Here is a 16,485-nt window from a genome sequence, read left to right as displayed (position 1 = left end):
TTACATCCGGCGTGACCATCAACAACTGATCAGTTTCAGTTCATGCATATCCAGATAATCACCCACACTGGCCGAGGAAAGATTGAATGACAACGCAAACAGCCAGGCGCTGCGCGGGACCTTCCACAACGTACCGGAACTGCCCTTCTGTAACTGATCACTACGCTGGATACAATCTTTACCGTCACGCGTCAGGTCCATCATGACCGGGCCGGGACCATTCTCACCATAGGCATGGAGGGCTTTGGTAATGGCGACTTTATTGGTCGCGGAGGTTTGCGCCTGCCAGACAACGCCGATTTGATCATGCCCATTAACCGGTATCAGAAACTGCACCTGTACGTTGTCGCTGGCGGCGATTTTGACAAACCGCCCGTTGTCTTCTTTGATGTGCGCCGGATCGTAGCGACAGGCACAACTGGCTGCGCCGGGATAAACCACGGTACTACCGTTATCGTTCAGGGCGATCAGCTCCGCCATCTGATTGGTGAAAATCAGGTTATTCTTCCAGCACGGTCGATTGGAGATCACACAAGACGTGACATTAACGCCATCGGTCGCAAAACGCACACTGGTCAGTGTGGTCTGATAGTCAAATGCCTGATCAAAAATCACATAGGGCTGTTCGGGATTCTGACGCACGAAAATCGCTCCGCCATTAAATACAAAACTGGCGTTCTTTTTTCTGAGCACAACCACCGGTTGTTTACGCTTCACGTACTCAACATGGCCGTTAATCTCAACATGGCCTTCATTAATCAGCGCTATGCCTTCACAATAATCAAAGCTGCCCGCCTGCCAGTAGACCACACCGTCCGGGTTATCGATTTCAAACGCATAGCCGCCGTTTTGCCAGATGCAGCCGATGAACGTAAAACGCTCATAAGAATCCGGCTGACGGGTCAGGTACAGCAGGCGATCACAGTTATTAAAACCGCAAGAAAACCAATTCCAGCCCCACCCACCAGCACCATTGGAAAAAACCCGCCTGAATCCGGTAAAGCGGCAGGAATAAATACTGAGCAGACAGGACGCATTACGATTGGAATTGCTCTCCGGGTTATAGGCAAAAAACAGATCTAACGTTCTCTTTTCCGAAATAAAATGCACACCGGAAAAGAAACTGTCCACGATATTACTGTAAGCGGCATCCACATCTGGATTACCGGTCACCACAATCGCGTAGTTATCAAAATGACCATTTTTGGTAAAAATAATTGTCAGCGGACCATGAATAGAAACTTTCGATGCATCGATTTTAATTGTGGAAGAAACCTGCACAACACCTTGTAGCATTAACCTGACTTTTTGCTGTGCATTTGATAACGATTTTGATTGCTCCAGCATATCATTAAGAAGCGTCTGAAAAGGCCCGGTGGAATCATTCTTTCCGGAGAAATCAATATTGTAATTCCTGATATCACGGGTAAAGGCAACAGCATCATTATTAAGGGTGTTATTATTTTGTGATGCCGCCGCAGATGTCGCTGCCAGCGATGCCAGGCTGCCGGCAAGGAAATCTCTTCTGTTCATAGCCATTTCTCCAACATCAATTAATTCAATACATTAAGATTAAAAACTTACCTGATGAAACGTCATTTATTGATAAAACCCATGATAAACAATCACGTCAATAACTGTCATAATCCTGCTGAAAAAATAATTAAAAATTCAATTCAATCTGCTTTATCATCACTCATAATAGAGCAGCTAAGTGAGATAGGGAGAATAGAAAATTGAAAGCAACCATAAAGCATGATCCTCTTTACTGGACAATGCTTTGCATTTTCCTGATACCGCAGTTTGTGTTTGTATTTCTGCAACAATCCTCATTGGCTCCAGGGATGATGGTGGCAATCGTTCCCATTTATGTTTATGGCCTGCGCCATATGAAAATGCTGTCATTTTCCAGTGGAAAAATCCTACTTTTCTCGATAGTGGTATTTATATTACTGGCACAGTCCGGTTATATCGCCGCGATGGCTGATAATTACAAGCCTTTATTTACCTTACCTGCGCTGATTATTATTTTTCTTGGTGCCATACTGTTATCTAATCGCTTGTTAACGGTTTCTCCCGCTACGCTGGCTAGCGTGTTTCGCGCCGTGACCTATACGCTATTGTTGCTGGGCTGGCTCTCGGTTATTCATCGCATTGACATCGGCAGCTATGCGGCCAAACCCAAAGCGGTATTTCCCTTTTCCGAAGAGAGCCATTACGCGCTGACGGTAGGTCTGTTTGTATGCGCCAGCGGCATTCTGATGAAAAACCGGGAACGCATGGTATTGCTGGGGAATCTGCTGTTGCAGGCGTTAATTTTCCCTAGCCTGACGTTACTGGTGTTCTGCATGATGGCGATTTTCGTCTTCTGGATGGCGCGCCGTGTCACGCTGATGCTAACGGTGCTCGTCATCGTGGTCGTCGCAGTCTATATCATGTTGACCTACTTCTCCGACCTGCCCGCCATCGCCTACTTTGGATCACGTCTGGCTATCAGTGACGATACCGATAACCTGACCACGCTAGTGTTCCTGCAAGGGCTGGACGATGCGAAGAACGCTTTACTGGAAAGTCACGGTATCGGTCTGGGGCTACAAATGGCTGGTACCAATGGTGTGGGCCAATACGGGTATGTCATCCAGTCGCTGGCGGGTAGCGATTTCAACCGCAACGATGGCGGTTTTCTGGCGTCGAAAATCGTCAGCGAATTCGGTGCTGTCGGCCTGCTACTGAGCGCTGGTTACTTGTGGGTTCTGAAAAAAGCCGTCAACACCATCAACCGCATCCGCGATAATACGGACACAGAATCGACACTGTTGAAAATCGCCATGGCGGTCGTGATCGGGTATGCCGTTGAGTTTTTCCTGCGCGGTTATGGTTACTTTTCGCCAGGGTTATTCCTGTTCGTCACCATGATGATGGTCAGCAGCACACTGCATCGTCGGCAAGCCACCACCGTCCTGCACCCTCTGACATCCGCACCTTCACTACGGATCCACCCCTGATGCTGCCGACACCTCCCGTTTTGCGAGAGGTGTCGACAACTCATCTGGCGGTGCGGGTCACCTATCCACCCGCCCGCTTTATTCCCTATCAACCATGTTGTACAGCACATCACGTCTATCCAACATCTGGCCGCCATCTCGGGTGAGCGGAACCCAGCCAATGGAGCCGCGGCGGGTCGTCGGCGAACTAAACAGCAGATCAAACGGGATCGTAAAGTAGATGCCCTTGGTGAAACTGCCTTCGCCGTACTCACTGGCGCTGACATTGGTGACGGTCGCAAAAGCACCGGCCACAATCCCACTGTCGAAGCGGCGCGACAGATCCAGCGTGATACCTTTATCGCCCGCCAGATAACGCCCGACACTGATTTTCGCCAACCCGCCTTTGACAAACGGCAACGACCAGTAGGTGGTGAGGTGACCGGTGGTGACGCTGTAATCCCTCAACCGCTGCGGGTCGTCCCAGTCACGTTGCTTAACGTAGTTAACATCCATCCCAACCGCCCAGTTGCTGCCAAATGGTCGATACAGCACTTCGCCCCCTACCCCGGCATACATCATTTCCAGATAACCGCCATAGACCTGGGTATACCAGTCGCGAGCGGGGTGATCGTAACGAGACAGTTGTAGATTGGTCAGCAAAACATCTGACGACGTCACATATTCACGGATATGGGTACGAACACGGGGCAACGCCGCGCCATCCTGCGGCGGCGATTTAAAATTGAATTGATCGTAGTTGTTGAGCAGGTTGATGTTCAGCGTACCGCCCAGCCGCCAGTTGTCCGTGATGCGGTAATCCGCACTGGCATTCGCGGACAACTGATACATATAAAACGATTCCGGGCCGCCAAACGACTGCTGCAACGACGGGTCAATGCCGTAGGAAAAACGCGGCGGTGTGGTATGCAACACCTGCTGGCCCCGCGGCTCTGACAAGGGTTCTACGTGATAGGGATCCGGTTCATCTACCCCGAGCGGTGTGTCGCCGGATTCCAGTTGACGAAATGCCGCCGCATCCACACGAGTGCTGGCGGTGGTCAGTGGGCCGCTACGTGTCACGATATGATACTGCGCCACACTCTCCGGCAGGTTATTCGCCAGCACCGTTGCCGCCCGCCGGCTGGCCTGCGCATCACTGTTATATTTATACTGATCCGCCACCACCGTGACCTGCTGACCATCAGTATAAATATCTGGTTCGCTGAAACCGGCCTGCTCATCCAGTTCCTGCGAGACACGCCGCCAGTCGGTGCCGCCAGCTGCATTTTTCGATGGCAGATAGACCGGTGGTTCATCATCCGGATGCTGTGGCCTGAGATGATTAAAGTTGGTTCGCAAGGTAAAACCCCACATCAGGGTATTGCCACGCTCCCACGACAGCGAGGTATCCAGCCAATCGGTAGCGCGATACACCAGGCCGACGTTAATCGGCGAATCCTGCTTGATATGCTGTGAGGCGGGGCGTGTCTGATCAGCCGCCTCCTTACTGTAATCGTTACTGTCGTATTCCAGCTTGATGCGCAGTGGGTCCCAGGGAGTCTGGTATTCCAGCCCGGCGAACAGCGCGGCTGGCCCGTGGAAAAAATTCTTCGCCGCGAATTGCCCGGTTTCGGTGGAAGCGGAGCGGGTACAGAATCCCGCTGACAACCGACAGGCGGGATTGACGATATTACCGCTCTGCGCCATATTGCCCCAGCCCATCCCCAGTGAGAAATCGAACGGTCCCCAGCGTTTACTGGCCACCAGATATTCGCTGTCGAACAGGCCGGTCCCGGCGATATCCCTCAACCCCAGAGAAACCTGCGGCAACCAACGACTTTCCTGCCATAGCCGCGCTTTGACGTCAAAACTTTTGTCTTTATAGGTTTGATGTCCGCTGAACGAGGGCGAGGTGCTGTAAGGTCGGGTACGAATATCGGTATAGCGTAGGGTCATTTCCAGCCAGTCGAGCGGCTGCAATGAAATGGCATAACGACGATACTCCTGATTATCACGGTAGCTGGCGCTAAACTCACCGGTGTCCGCCATACGCGCGCTCGGCATCTGCCATAACCCCACGCCACCAAAATCCATCTGCGACACGCCAGCGGGTTGGTAATAACCGCTACGATTCACTGCGTCGTTATTATCCCTATCCGCCGCCTGAGCCGACGTTCCCAATGCGCTACCTATCGCCAGTGACAGGCAGCGTAGTTTCAACATGGTGTGATTAGCCATTAGTGTGGAATCCGATTGGCAAGATAGTCGGCAATCTGCGCATTCAGCGAAGAGAAGCCGTCAGGCAAAATGGAAGGATCGAAACCGATGAACAGCGTTTCTCCGGCCGCCGGTTCATGGTGCTGGCGATTCCAGGTAGCCAGTGGAACCTTGCGCCAGTGTCCGTCACCCGAGATCAGATATCCTTCCCGGTTATCACCGCCCGGCAAGAAACGTCGCCTGCCAATGTATTGCTCGACCGACCAGCCTGGCTTAAGGTCGATGTCCTTAAACACGTTTGGTGTGCCGATATCAATGCCGGTACTGATTAACCCAAACAGGAAGAACTGCTGCCGATACGGCGAGAGATAGAGGGTGTAGTTCCCCACCAGCGGGCGATTCTTACGCTGCGATAACCGGATGATGTCCGGCGCGATACTGGCGCGAATGCGGCCAACGGCGTTCACTTGTTTTAGCGCCTGCGCCATATACCAGGCGGCTATCGCCCAGTCGCCATCACCGTCAATCTGCCAGGCCAGTTGCAGTTGATAGAGCCGGGCCTGTAATTTCTCTCCCGTTTCTTTGGCTTGCTGCGTCACACGCTCATTGGTGAGTAATGCCGTCTGCCAGTTAACATTGTCCGCAAACGTTATCCGGCTATAGAACTGATCCAGACGCGTGCCGTCGTCCAGCTCGACGGCAGGTAGCGTTTCATTCGCAACCTTGACCGTTAACTGCGCTGCCCCTGATGTTCCGGCCACCAGCAGTAACAGGGCAGCCAGACGATTGAATGACAACATAAAATAACCCTATTTACTGTATGGCTTAAGTACGGTGAACTGAACCTGAGCCATGTTTGGCCCCATGTACTGATAGCTTTGGATGACCTGCCCGGAGGCCGGATCCAGCCAGTATTGGTTGGTGTAATGTGTGCCCAGTGCCGGAACGGTTACCTGCTCATCAAAGCGCACCGCCTTTACAGGGGTGTTCATTACGGTCAGGGTTTCCAGACCTTTGTTCTCGAATACAGATTGCAGCTCATAGCCGCCACGCAGCACCTGTGACCAACTCATCACGGTGTGCCAGTTTTTGGGTGTGCCGGGCTTGAGCAACCCAAGGCTCAGCGGGTCTGAGTCCAGTTCGGTAACATGCCGAATGTCTTCTCCCCAGCCTTGCGTTTTCACCAGTCGCCCAAAACGCGTCGTCACACTGTTTTTATCTTCCGTCACCCATTGCAACTGCTGGTTATCAACAAACGCCAGTACGACAAAAGCACGCGGTGCCTTACCTACTTTCAGATATGCCGAGGCATAGGGAAGTTGTGCAACCTGTTGTGGCGTCATGCTTACGTCTTCCCTTCCCCACAACGCCAGCCGAAAGTCCCGCCCAAGTTGACTGATTTGCTGAGAACACCCTGTCAGCCCCGTTATGCAGCAAAACATCACCAGTATCCTGAACAGTGTTAACTCAAGGATTCTTTTCATTGTTCGGGTTCTCGCCTGAACATCCTGAAGCAGAAAAAAGGCCACCGGAGTGGCCTTGGTGAATAGCCCATCATTAACCGCGAGTTGACGTCACGGTTGAGGTGCTGGTTCCTACGGTACTGGAGGTCGTACTGGTGGAGGCAGATACGACGCCAGCCGCGACGGCACGGCCAAACCCATAACCATAGCCGGTACCGCGGCCATGAGCCGCACTAAACGCATGAGAACCAGCCGCGATACCGCTGCCCTGGAAGGTCACCCCTCCAACAGGCTGGCCGCCATTGACTGTCGGCTGTTCAGCCGCCAGTGCGCCCGCCGGGATGGCCAGAGCCAACACCAGGGTCGCCAACGTTTTCTTCATCATTACCATTTCCTTTTATTTCCCGTTAAGGAGATAGGACAGGGATAATTCGAAAATTATTCCCTACCCCACGACTGGCCGAATTAATCAGCCAGGTTGGATCTTCCCCATGACTGATGAAGTAATTATTTCAATTGATCCTTTATGAAATAATCGCCCGCATACGGGAAGTATCCGAACCAAGACTCAGATAAAGAATAAGAAAAGCAGGATTAGACGGATAAGAAAATAAGACAAGTCGCAAGAGTGCTATATTTTCCCCATTAGTTACAATGAGATGAAATATTCTCGGAAAAGTCTTAGTTATTTACGATGAGATATTGAGAAAGAAAAACCGGATATTTCTATCCGGTTTTGAGATAAGAAGATATTTCAGAATGTTATTCCAACCATTCGGTATGGAATACGCCTTCTTTATCAATACGTTTATAAGTATGCGCACCGAAATAATCGCGCTGAGCCTGAATCAGGTTAGCCGGTAATACTTCAGAACGATAGCTATCATAATAAGCGATTGCCGCAGAGAAGGTCGGGGTCGGGATACCCTGCTGTACAGCATAAGACACCACATCACGCAGCGCCTGCTGATAGTCGTCGGCGACCTGGCGGAAGTACGGTGCCAGCAGCAAATTGGCGATATCGGCGTTTTCGGCATAAGCATCGGTGATCTTCTGCAAGAACTGGGCGCGAATAATACAACCGGCACGGAAGATCTTGGCGATTTCACCGTAGTTCAGGCTCCAGTTGTTTTCGTCAGAAGCCGCTTTCAACTGAGAGAAACCCTGCGCGTAGGAAACGATTTTCCCCAGATACAGCGCACGACGCACTTTTTCCACAAACCCGGCTTTGTCGCCATTGAACGCCTGCGCTACCGGGCCACTCAGCACCTTAGAGGCAGCCACACGCTGGTTTTTCAGCGAAGACAGGTAACGAGCAAACACCGATTCGGTAATCAGAGACAACGGTTCACCCAGATCCAGCGAGCTCTGGCTGGTCCACTTACCGGTACCTTTGTTGGCCGCTTCATCGAGAATCACATCGACCAGGTATTTACCTTCTTCGTCTTTCTTGGTGAAGATATCGGCGGTTATCTCAATCAGGTAGCTGCTCAGTTCACCTTTGTTCCACTCAGCAAAGGTGCTTGCCAGCTCGTCATTGGAAAGCCCAAGCGCCTGTTTCAGCAATGCATAGGCTTCCGCAATCAACTGCATGTCACCGTATTCGATGCCGTTGTGCACCATTTTCACATAATGACCGGCACCGTCAGCGCCAATATAGGTCACGCAAGGCTCGCCTTCGGCACGGGCAGCAATCTGCTGCAGAATCGGCGCGACCAGTTCATAGGCTTCTTTCTGGCCGCCAGGCATAATGGACGGGCCCTTCAGCGCGCCTTCCTCACCACCAGACACGCCGGTGCCGATGAAGTTAAACCCTTCGGCAGACAGCTCACGGTTACGGCGGATAGTGTCTTTATAGAAGGTGTTGCCGCCATCGATCAGGATGTCGCCTTTTTCCAGATACGGTTTCAGTGATTCAATGGTTTTATCCGTCGCTTCACCTGCTTTAACCATCAACAGGATACGGCGCGGTTTTTCCAGAGATTCAACAAACTCTTCGACGGTGTAGCACGGTACCAGTTTTTTACCTGGGTTCTCGGCAATCACTTCGTCCGTTTTGTCTGAGGAACGGTTAAAGACGGAAACGGTATAACCCCGGCTTTCAATGTTAAGCGCCAGATTGCGCCCCATGACCGCCATACCGACAACGCCAATTTGCTGTTTGGACATTAAAACAACTCCTGTCTGAAGGTAACCTGCCTGCGGCTGATTGCGCCCCAGGCAACAAAAAGCAGGCTGACATGGTAACCCAGCTAACGGCTGAGTGGGTAGTTATTGGTGCGCCGGATAAGGATCTACGCCATTACAGTACAACATCGGCGTAGACCTCCTCTTCTGTTACACAGCAAACAGGCATTCAACAGGCAATATCAGCCAGAATTTGTTGACAACGCTGCCGGTAGATATGATTTTTCAGCACGTGCTCGCGGGATGCAGTAGTGATTCGTTCCCGCGCGGCTGCGTTTTGCTGATAAAAGCGAATTTTGTCATTTAACTCGTCAACACAGTGCCAGGTCTCAATATTGACACCAGGGGTAAAATACTCACCAATTTCATCCACGCTATCCGTCAACAGAAAGCCCCCTGCCGCAGGTACTTCGAATAACCGCAGGTTCATGGCAGTCCCCACCCCATTCCAGGTATGGACATTCAGATTAATATGGCTGTGATTAAATACCTGATTGGTTTTTTTACCAAACACCTCCGGCATCGGAATAATCCTCTCATCCGCACGGGTGTTTTTTTTCCAACCTGGTCCAAAAGCATGAACCGGCATAACAACCTGGTTAAGAATACTTCGCCGGTACTCGCCAAAAGTTCCGACAAAGCTCAGGGAATAACGCGGTGTGGCCTTCTTTAGCGGATAAAACAGCGTCGGGTTAACCGCAGAGGGTAAATGTCGGGCTTTAATGCCATGACGTGCATAATTAGCAACCGAACCACGATCGTTGGTAAAATGAATATCAAACGGTGCCGAAGCCACTACCGCACGTTCGAAATCCAACGGATCATCAATCCAGTAACTACAGGTCATAATACCCATATTGGAAATGGTCTTGACCGTCTCGGCAAAAACATTGACGGGCTTTATCGCAAAGACCATGTCCGGCCTCAGTCTGGCGCACTGATTCAGCAAGTATTCATTAAAATAGAAGCGGCACTGTTCGGAAAACAGTTTATTACGCAGAAATTTAGGCGTTAGCGACTGAACCAATGGCCTACAATCACTGTTCACCAATTGAACGTCATACCCCAGAGAAATGAACGCTTCAGCCAAGTCACGTCCATTTTTGGTCGTCCCAAACCCTGTCGGGCAGACCATCAGGATTTTATTTATCTTTTTCATTCTAATGCTATGCGTGTGTAATAAAGTCAGCAATCACTGGCCAAATAGCCTTTGCCGTATAACCGAATAATAAAAAAATGACGCAATAAATTCTAATAGAATAAACAATTCAACTAATTATTGAGGACTTTATCAAGAAAACCCGATAACACCGGTGTGTTATCGGGCTCAAAGCAGTAATTAATATTTTTCCAGCAACGCCTTGATTTTGGTTTTAAAGGCATCACCCAGTTCTGGGTTGCGCAGGCCGTAGGAAACAAACGCCTGCACGTATCCCATCTTCCGGCCGCAGTTGAAGCTACGACCCGTCATCTGAACCGCATCCACCTGCTGGGTTTTGATAAGCTCAGCGATAGCGTCGGTCAGTTGGATACGACCCCACGCGCCCGCCACGATGTTTTCCAGAATCGGCCAGGCTTCGGCCGTCAGCACATAACGGCCAACCGCGGACAGGTCCGAACCTTCCACCGGCGCCAGTTCTGGTTTCTCGATCATGGAGGTGATCGCCGACGCGTCGCCCGCCTGATTCAGCGGCTTCTCGCATTCCACGATGGAGTATTCCGGCAACACTTCATACGGGCGGTGTTTTACCAGCACCTGACTGTGGCCGGTTTCTTCAAAACGGGAAATCAGCAGCGCCAGATTGTCTTTCGACTGATCAGCGGAGCTGTCGTCCATCACCACATCCGGCAGCACCACGACAAACGGCGCGTTGCCGACAATCGGGTGAGCGCAGGACACCGCGTGCCCCAGCCCCAACGTCTGCCCCTGGCGCACGTTCATGATAGTCACGCCCGGCGGGCAAATGGACTTAACTTCCGCCAGCAACTGTCGTTTGGCGCGCTCTTCCAGCATCGACTCCAGCTCGAAAGAGGTATCAAAATGGTTTTCAATGGCGTTTTTAGAGGCGTGCGTGACCAGCACAATCTCTTTAATGCCCGCATTAACGCATTCGTTGACAATCTTTTCGATTACCGGCCGGTCAACCAGCGGAAGCATCTCTTTCGGAATCGCTTTGGTAACCGGCAACAAGTTCATCCCTAAGCCGGCAACGGGGATAATCGCTTTTAATGCTGTCATTTCGTGTTCTCTCAAAAAACATGCTGCTGTTTGTCGCGACGAGGCAACGACCGCGCCACATTGATTTTTCTGGCGCCAGAATACACCTAATCAGCCCCAAAGAGATCGCGGGTATACACTTTTTCCATTACATCAGACAATTCCGGTGCCATTCGGTTCGACAGAATGACATCAGACATCTGTTTGAATTCTTCCAGGTCATGAATCACACGGGAACGGAAGAACTCCGACTCTTTCAACGCGGGTTCATACACCACCACATCGATACCTTTGGCCTTGATTCGCTTCATCACCCCTTGAATCGCGGAGGCGCGGAAATTATCAGACCCGGTTTTCATCACCAGTCGGTAAATCCCCACCACTTTCGGACCGCGTCGAATCACTGAATCAGCAATGAAATCCTTACGGGTGGTGTTGGCATCGACAATCGCCCGAATCAGGTTATTCGGCACGGATTCATAGTTAGCCAGCAATTGCTTGGTGTCCTTCGGCAGGCAGTAACCACCATAACCAAACGACGGGTTGTTGTAGTGCTGGCCGATACGCGGATCCAACCCAACACCTTCGATAATCTGCTTACTATCCAACCCCAATGTCTGAGCATAGGTATCAAGCTCATTGAAATAGGCCACACGCATTGCCAGATAGGTATTGGCAAACAATTTGATCGCTTCGGCTTCGGTTAACCCGGTAAACAGCACCGGAATATTGGTCTTGATGGCCCCATCGACCAGCAGACGAGCGAAACGCTCGGCACGTTCAGAACGTTCCCCCACCACAATACGGGATGGATACAGGTTATCGTACAGTGCACGGCCTTCACGCAGGAACTCCGGCGAGAAAATGATATTTTCGGTACCGAACTGCTCACGAACCTGTGCGGTATACCCCACCGGGATGGTAGATTTGATGATCATAACGGCGTCTGGGTTCACTTCCAGTACTTTGCTGATCACCGCTTCCACCGAGCGCGTGTTGAAGTAATTGGTTTTCGGATCGTAATCTGTCGGCGTGGCGATAATTACGAACTCTGCTCCCCGATACGCGGAGTCAGCATCCAGCGTGGCACGAAAATTCAGCGCCGGGTTGCGCAGATACGCTTCGATTTCCTTATCCACAATCGGGGAGATGCCTTTGTTCAGCATGTCCACTTTTTCGGCGAGGATATCCACCGCGACGACTTCATTATGCTGCGCCAGCAGCATGGCGTTGGACAAGCCAACATAACCGGTACCCGCAATTGCAATTTTCATCATCTGTCCACATTCATCCTACCGGGTAACACTCTGTACCCGTCACAGAACATAGCAAAGCCGCAGAAATGTCCGCCGCCTAATGCCGTAATATCTCGTTTTATGTCGTTCAGGCCTGATAGAAATCCCGATACCAGTCTACGAAGGCGCGCACCCCTTCGTTCACCCCGACTTGCGGCCGATAGCCTGTTACCGCGAACAGATCGCTGGTGTCGGCATAGGTCTGATAAACATCGCCAGCCTGCATCGGCATGAAGTTTTTCACCGCCTCACGTCCCAACGCTGACTCCAACGCAGTGACGAAATCCATCAACCGCACCGGGCTACCGTTGCCAATATTGTAGAGCCGGTAGGGTGCAGAACTGGTGGCTGGCGAGCCGCTTTCCACCTTCCAGTCAGCCTGACGCGTCGGTATCTGATCGACGACACGCAACACACCTTCCACGATATCCGTCACATAGGTGAAATCACGCCACATATCGCCCTGATTGTAGATATCGATCGGTTCACCAGCCAGAATACGGCGGGTAAACTTGAACAACGCCATATCCGGACGCCCCCACGGTCCATACACCGTGAAAAAGCGCAACCCGGTAGTCGGCAGGTCATACAGGTGCGAGTAGGAATGCGCCATCAGTTCGTTGGATTTCTTGGTCGCGGCATACAGCGAAATCGGGTGATCGGTCGAGTCGGTGGTTTCAAACGGTGTTTTGCTGTTCAGTCCGTATACCGAACTGGAAGAGGCATAAATCAGATGACCGACGCCACTGTGGCGGCAACCTTCCAGTACATTCAGGTGGCCTATCAGGTTACTTTCCGCATACACCATCGGGTTTTCCAGCGAGTACCGCACCCCGGCTTGCGCCGCAAGATGGATAACACGCTCAAATTTTTCCGCCGCGAACAACGCTGCCATTGCCTGACTATCGGCAATATCAATGCGTTCAAAACGAAAACCGGCCAGCGTGCGCAGTTTTGCCAGCCGCGCCTCCTTGAGCGATACCTCGTAGTAACTGTTGAGGTTGTCTATCCCCACCACCGTATGGCCGGCAGCGCAGAGTGACTGACAGGTAAAGAAGCCGATAAAGCCGGCCGCTCCGGTAACAAGAAATTTCATTCAGGAACTCTTAACGTGACTTGAATGGCAGAGATAATACCATCCACCGCCTTGATTCAGCACCCGCTAAGCGCGGAAAACTGCAAGAGGGTGCCAGAAATCACCTCAACACTGACGCAACAGCGCCAGAATCGTCCGGGTTTTTTCTTCCATTAACCGAACATCCTGTCGTGATTCGACATTAAGCCGCACCACAGGTTCAGTATTGGAACTGCGCAAATTGAAACGCCAGTCTGCAAATGTCAGACTGATGCCGTCGGTTTCATCCACCGCCAGTGCCTGTGGTTCCAGCGCAGCGCGCACACGCGCTATAGCCGCTGCCGGGTCTGCCAGCAGAGAGTTGATCTCACCGGAAGCGGGATAGGCGCGCATACGCTCACTCACCAGTTGCGACAGCGATTGTCCGCGAACACTGATCAACTCCGCCACCAGCAACCACGGAATCATACCGGAGTCACAATAAGCGAACGAGCGGAAGTAGTGATGCGCACTCATTTCACCGCCATAAATGGCATCTTCCTTACGCATCCGTTCCTTGATAAAGGCATGACCGGTTTTTGACATCACCGGATTGCCGCCTTTGCCGGTCACGATATCGACCGTGTTCCAGGTCAGACGTGGGTCGTGAATAATGGTGGAACCTGGCGCTTTATTAAGGAACGACTCCGCCAGTAACCCAACAATATAATACCCTTCGATAAAGCGCCCCTGATGGTCAAACAGGAAGCAACGGTCAAAATCACCGTCAAACGCCACACCGAAATCCGCCTGATGCTCCACGACGGCACGGGCGGTATCAGCGCGACATTCCTGTAGTAGCGGATTAGGAATGCCATTCGGAAAAGCGCCATCCGGTTGATGATGGAGCTTGACGAAGGTGACCGGCGCACCATGGCGACCTAACTCCACCTCCAGTGCATCCACCACATGACCTGCAGCTCCATTACCACTATTGATGACGATCTTCATCGGCGTCAGGTTACGCGGATTAATGTACGACATCAGATGCGCGATATACGGTTGCGATATCGCCAATGTTTCATAGCGACCACGATGCTGAGGATTGACGGGAGCAAAACGATTTTCCTGCGCCAGGCGTTGGATATCCGTCAGCCCACTGTCGCCGCTGATAGGCTGAGAGCCGGCACGTACCAGCTTCATGCCGTTATAATTAATCGGATTATGGCTGGCGGTCACTTCAATACCGCCATCCATGCCGAAATGAAACGTCGCAAAATAGACTTCTTCTGTACCGGATAAACCGATGTCGTAGACATCGACTCCGGCATCGCGCAGGCCATCGGCCAGTGCGTGTTTCAATGCTTCACTGGTTAGCCGAACATCGCCCCCGACAACGACACGTTGAGGTTGAATAACCTCGGCATAGGCCCGTCCAATGCGGTAGGCAATCTCTTCGTTGAGCTCAACGCCCAACTCACCGCGAATATCATAGGCTTTAAAGCAGGTTAATACGGACATCTGCCCTTCTCCCTTTATACCCGACCATAACGGTCATGCAAACGGACGATGTCGTCCTCTTCCAGGTAACGGCCTGAACGCACCTCAATCATCACCAGGTCAATCAAACCGGGGTTTTCCAGCGTATGCACCGCCCCCGGCTGGATAAACGTGGATTGGTTTTCCGACAGAAAATAGGTGTTGTCATCAACCTGAACCCTGGCCGTACCCGATAGCACGATCCAGTGCTCCGCTCGGTGAAAATGTTGCTGTAACGACAGGCCCTGCCCTGGCCGTACGGTGAGTTTTTTCACCTGATAGTGCTCACCAGCATCAATGCTGCTGCTCTTACCCCAGGGACGAAATGACTCGGTGTGGTCACGAAACTGATGTCGGTTCTGCGCTTTCAGACGCTCTACGACTTTTTTGACGTCCTGCGCCCGTTCTTTCGCCGCGACCAGCAATGCATCCCCGGTGTTGACGATGATCGCGTCATCAATACCGATGGTCGCCACCAGCGGTGCAGAGGTAGAAACGTAGTTGTTGTGGCTATCCAGCGTGATGACATCCCCTACGGTTACGTTGCCCTGTTCATCCTTCTGCGATACCTCCCACAAGGACGACCACGACCCCACATCGCTCCAGCCAGCGTCAAAGGCGATAACGACCGCATCATGCGTTTTCTCCATCACGGCGTAATCAATGGAATCATTGGGGCAATCGCTAAACGCACGCGGCTCCACACGGATAAAATCCATATCGCGCTGGCTGCGTGCCATTGCCACACGGGTTAACTCGTAAATATCAGGTTGATGGTGTTGCAGTTCATTGAGGTATTTGTCGGCACGGAACATAAACATGCCGCTGTTCCAGCAATATTTACCCGATGTCAGGTAACGTTCGGCGGTTGCCAGACTGGGTTTCTCCACGAACTCATCGACCGTAAACCCGCCATCAGACAGTGGTTCACCGGTCTTGATATAGCCATAACCGGTTTCCGGCGTGGTCGGGACAATACCAAACGTCACCAGTTTGTTTTCGCAGGCATACGGCAACGCCTGCTGAACAGCCCGATGGAAATTTTCGGTTTTTTTAATCAGATGATCGGCGGCCAATACCAACAAAATGCTATCAGGGTCGGTTTTAACGCTCAGGTGGGCGGCCAGTGCAATTGCCGGCGCGGTATTGCGCCCGGTGGGTTCCAAAATAATGTTGCTGCCCAGTTGTTGCTGTTCGCGCAACTGTTCAGCGACCAGAAAACGATGATCCTCATTGCAGATAACCAGTGGTCGCTGCTGTACCAGAAACGGCACCCCCTGCAAGCGCGCCAGCGTATTTTGCAATAAGCTGTACTGGCTCTCATCGCCCAGTGACAAAAACTGTTTGGGAAATAATTCTCGGGATAGCGGCCATAATCGGCTACCACTGCCACCAGCCATAATGACAGGAATAATGTTAGACATATCACACCTTACTAAATGTGGTGGTGATACCCACATATTTCAGGCAGCAGCGACGTGCACACGTTGCGTCTGAATCATATTGGGCATAGGGGTATTACTAA

The 16,485-nt window shown here is 51.7% G+C and carries 13 protein-coding genes; 1 reads left to right on the top strand and 12 read right to left on the bottom strand.

From position 1 onward, the window contains the following. Positions 1-18 precede the first annotated feature (18 nt). On the bottom strand, positions 19-1,533 hold the full coding sequence (locus DZE2538_RS06100; RefSeq protein WP_023639293.1) for a hypothetical protein: 1,515 nt from the start codon (positions 1,531-1,533) through the stop codon (positions 19-21). A 356-nt stretch (positions 1,534-1,889) separates the two neighbouring features. On the opposite strand from DZE2538_RS06100, the gene DZE2538_RS06095 reads away from it, so the two are divergent. Beyond that, positions 1,890-3,005, top strand: a complete 1,116-nt coding sequence (locus DZE2538_RS06095; RefSeq protein WP_236617001.1) for a hypothetical protein — start codon at positions 1,890-1,892, stop codon at positions 3,003-3,005. 78 nt (positions 3,006-3,083) lie between these two features. Here DZE2538_RS06095 and DZE2538_RS06090 read toward each other — a convergent pair whose 3' ends face one another. The 11 genes from DZE2538_RS06090 to DZE2538_RS06040 form a co-directional block, all read right to left on the bottom strand. Continuing rightward, positions 3,084-5,225, bottom strand: a complete 2,142-nt coding sequence (locus tag DZE2538_RS06090; protein ID WP_019845487.1) for a YjbH domain-containing protein — start codon at positions 5,223-5,225, stop codon at positions 3,084-3,086. Continuing rightward, positions 5,225-6,004 carry a capsule biosynthesis GfcC D2 domain-containing protein gene (locus tag DZE2538_RS06085; RefSeq protein ID WP_038915837.1) on the bottom strand — a complete coding sequence of 260 codons (780 nt, stop codon included), beginning with the start codon at positions 6,002-6,004 and terminating at the stop codon, positions 5,225-5,227. Before DZE2538_RS06085 ends, DZE2538_RS06090 begins: the two co-directional genes overlap by 1 nt. Before the next feature lie 9 nt (positions 6,005-6,013). Then, positions 6,014-6,646 (bottom strand): YjbF family lipoprotein, encoded by a 633-nt coding sequence (locus tag DZE2538_RS06080; protein WP_162830904.1) that lies wholly within the window; start codon positions 6,644-6,646, stop codon positions 6,014-6,016. A gap of 115 nt (positions 6,647-6,761) precedes the next feature. Further along, complete coding sequence (locus DZE2538_RS06075) at positions 6,762-7,052, bottom strand: hypothetical protein (protein WP_019845484.1); 291 nt, start codon at positions 7,050-7,052, stop codon at positions 6,762-6,764. Between the two features lie 377 nt (positions 7,053-7,429). After that, on the bottom strand, positions 7,430-8,836 hold the full coding sequence (gene gndA / locus DZE2538_RS06070; RefSeq protein ID WP_019845483.1) for an NADP-dependent phosphogluconate dehydrogenase: 1,407 nt from the start codon (positions 8,834-8,836) through the stop codon (positions 7,430-7,432). 187 nt (positions 8,837-9,023) lie between these two features. After that, positions 9,024-10,046, bottom strand: a complete 1,023-nt coding sequence (locus tag DZE2538_RS06065; RefSeq protein ID WP_152486124.1) for a CgeB family protein — start codon at positions 10,044-10,046, stop codon at positions 9,024-9,026. Between the two features lie 147 nt (positions 10,047-10,193). Beyond that, entirely contained in the window at positions 10,194-11,093 is a 900-nt protein-coding gene (locus tag DZE2538_RS06060) for a sugar phosphate nucleotidyltransferase (RefSeq protein WP_012883974.1), read from the bottom strand. A gap of 86 nt (positions 11,094-11,179) precedes the next feature. Then, positions 11,180-12,346, bottom strand: a complete 1,167-nt coding sequence (locus tag DZE2538_RS06055) for a nucleotide sugar dehydrogenase (protein ID WP_023639286.1) — start codon at positions 12,344-12,346, stop codon at positions 11,180-11,182. A 109-nt stretch (positions 12,347-12,455) separates the two neighbouring features. Then, the gene (locus DZE2538_RS06050; RefSeq protein WP_012883972.1) at positions 12,456-13,463 is read right to left on the bottom strand and encodes an NAD-dependent epimerase; all 1,008 of its coding nucleotides are present in this window, start codon (positions 13,461-13,463) and stop codon (positions 12,456-12,458) included. A 105-nt stretch (positions 13,464-13,568) separates the two neighbouring features. After that, positions 13,569-14,942 carry a phosphomannomutase CpsG gene (gene cpsG / locus DZE2538_RS06045; RefSeq protein ID WP_038915835.1) on the bottom strand — a complete coding sequence of 458 codons (1,374 nt, stop codon included), beginning with the start codon at positions 14,940-14,942 and terminating at the stop codon, positions 13,569-13,571. A gap of 14 nt (positions 14,943-14,956) precedes the next feature. Beyond that, on the bottom strand, positions 14,957-16,384 hold the full coding sequence (locus DZE2538_RS06040) for a mannose-1-phosphate guanylyltransferase/mannose-6-phosphate isomerase (RefSeq protein WP_038915834.1): 1,428 nt from the start codon (positions 16,382-16,384) through the stop codon (positions 14,957-14,959). Between the last annotated feature and the right edge of the window lie 101 nt (positions 16,385-16,485).

The organism is Dickeya zeae NCPPB 2538 (assembly GCF_000406165.1).
GTDB classification, from domain to species: Bacteria; Pseudomonadota; Gammaproteobacteria; order Enterobacterales; family Enterobacteriaceae; genus Dickeya; species Dickeya zeae.
This window is presented reverse-complemented; position numbering and strand designations above follow the sequence as displayed.

Excerpts from the sequence above, each read along its gene's own strand:
- DZE2538_RS06050 (WP_012883972.1), bottom strand. The coding sequence starts at position 13,463 with ATGAAATTTCTTGTTACCGGAGCGGCCGGCTTTATCGGCTTCTTTACC.
- gndA (WP_019845483.1), bottom strand. The coding sequence starts at position 8,836 with ATGTCCAAACAGCAAATTGGCGTTGTCGGTATGGCGGTCATGGGGCGC.
- DZE2538_RS06090 (WP_019845487.1), bottom strand. The coding sequence starts at position 5,225 with ATGGCTAATCACACCATGTTGAAACTACGCTGCCTGTCACTGGCGATA.
- DZE2538_RS06080 (WP_162830904.1), bottom strand. The coding sequence starts at position 6,646 with ATGTTTTGCTGCATAACGGGGCTGACAGGGTGTTCTCAGCAAATCAGT.
- DZE2538_RS06085 (WP_038915837.1), bottom strand. The coding sequence starts at position 6,004 with ATGTTGTCATTCAATCGTCTGGCTGCCCTGTTACTGCTGGTGGCCGGA.
- DZE2538_RS06095 (WP_236617001.1), top strand. The coding sequence starts at position 1,890 with ATGAAAATGCTGTCATTTTCCAGTGGAAAAATCCTACTTTTCTCGATA.
- cpsG (WP_038915835.1), bottom strand. The coding sequence starts at position 14,942 with ATGTCCGTATTAACCTGCTTTAAAGCCTATGATATTCGCGGTGAGTTG.
- DZE2538_RS06055 (WP_023639286.1), bottom strand. The coding sequence starts at position 12,346 with ATGAAAATTGCAATTGCGGGTACCGGTTATGTTGGCTTGTCCAACGCC.
- DZE2538_RS06075 (WP_019845484.1), bottom strand. The coding sequence starts at position 7,052 with ATGATGAAGAAAACGTTGGCGACCCTGGTGTTGGCTCTGGCCATCCCG.
- DZE2538_RS06040 (WP_038915834.1), bottom strand. The coding sequence starts at position 16,384 with ATGTCTAACATTATTCCTGTCATTATGGCTGGTGGCAGTGGTAGCCGA.
- DZE2538_RS06100 (WP_023639293.1), bottom strand. The coding sequence starts at position 1,533 with ATGAACAGAAGAGATTTCCTTGCCGGCAGCCTGGCATCGCTGGCAGCG.
- DZE2538_RS06060 (WP_012883974.1), bottom strand. The coding sequence starts at position 11,093 with ATGACAGCATTAAAAGCGATTATCCCCGTTGCCGGCTTAGGGATGAAC.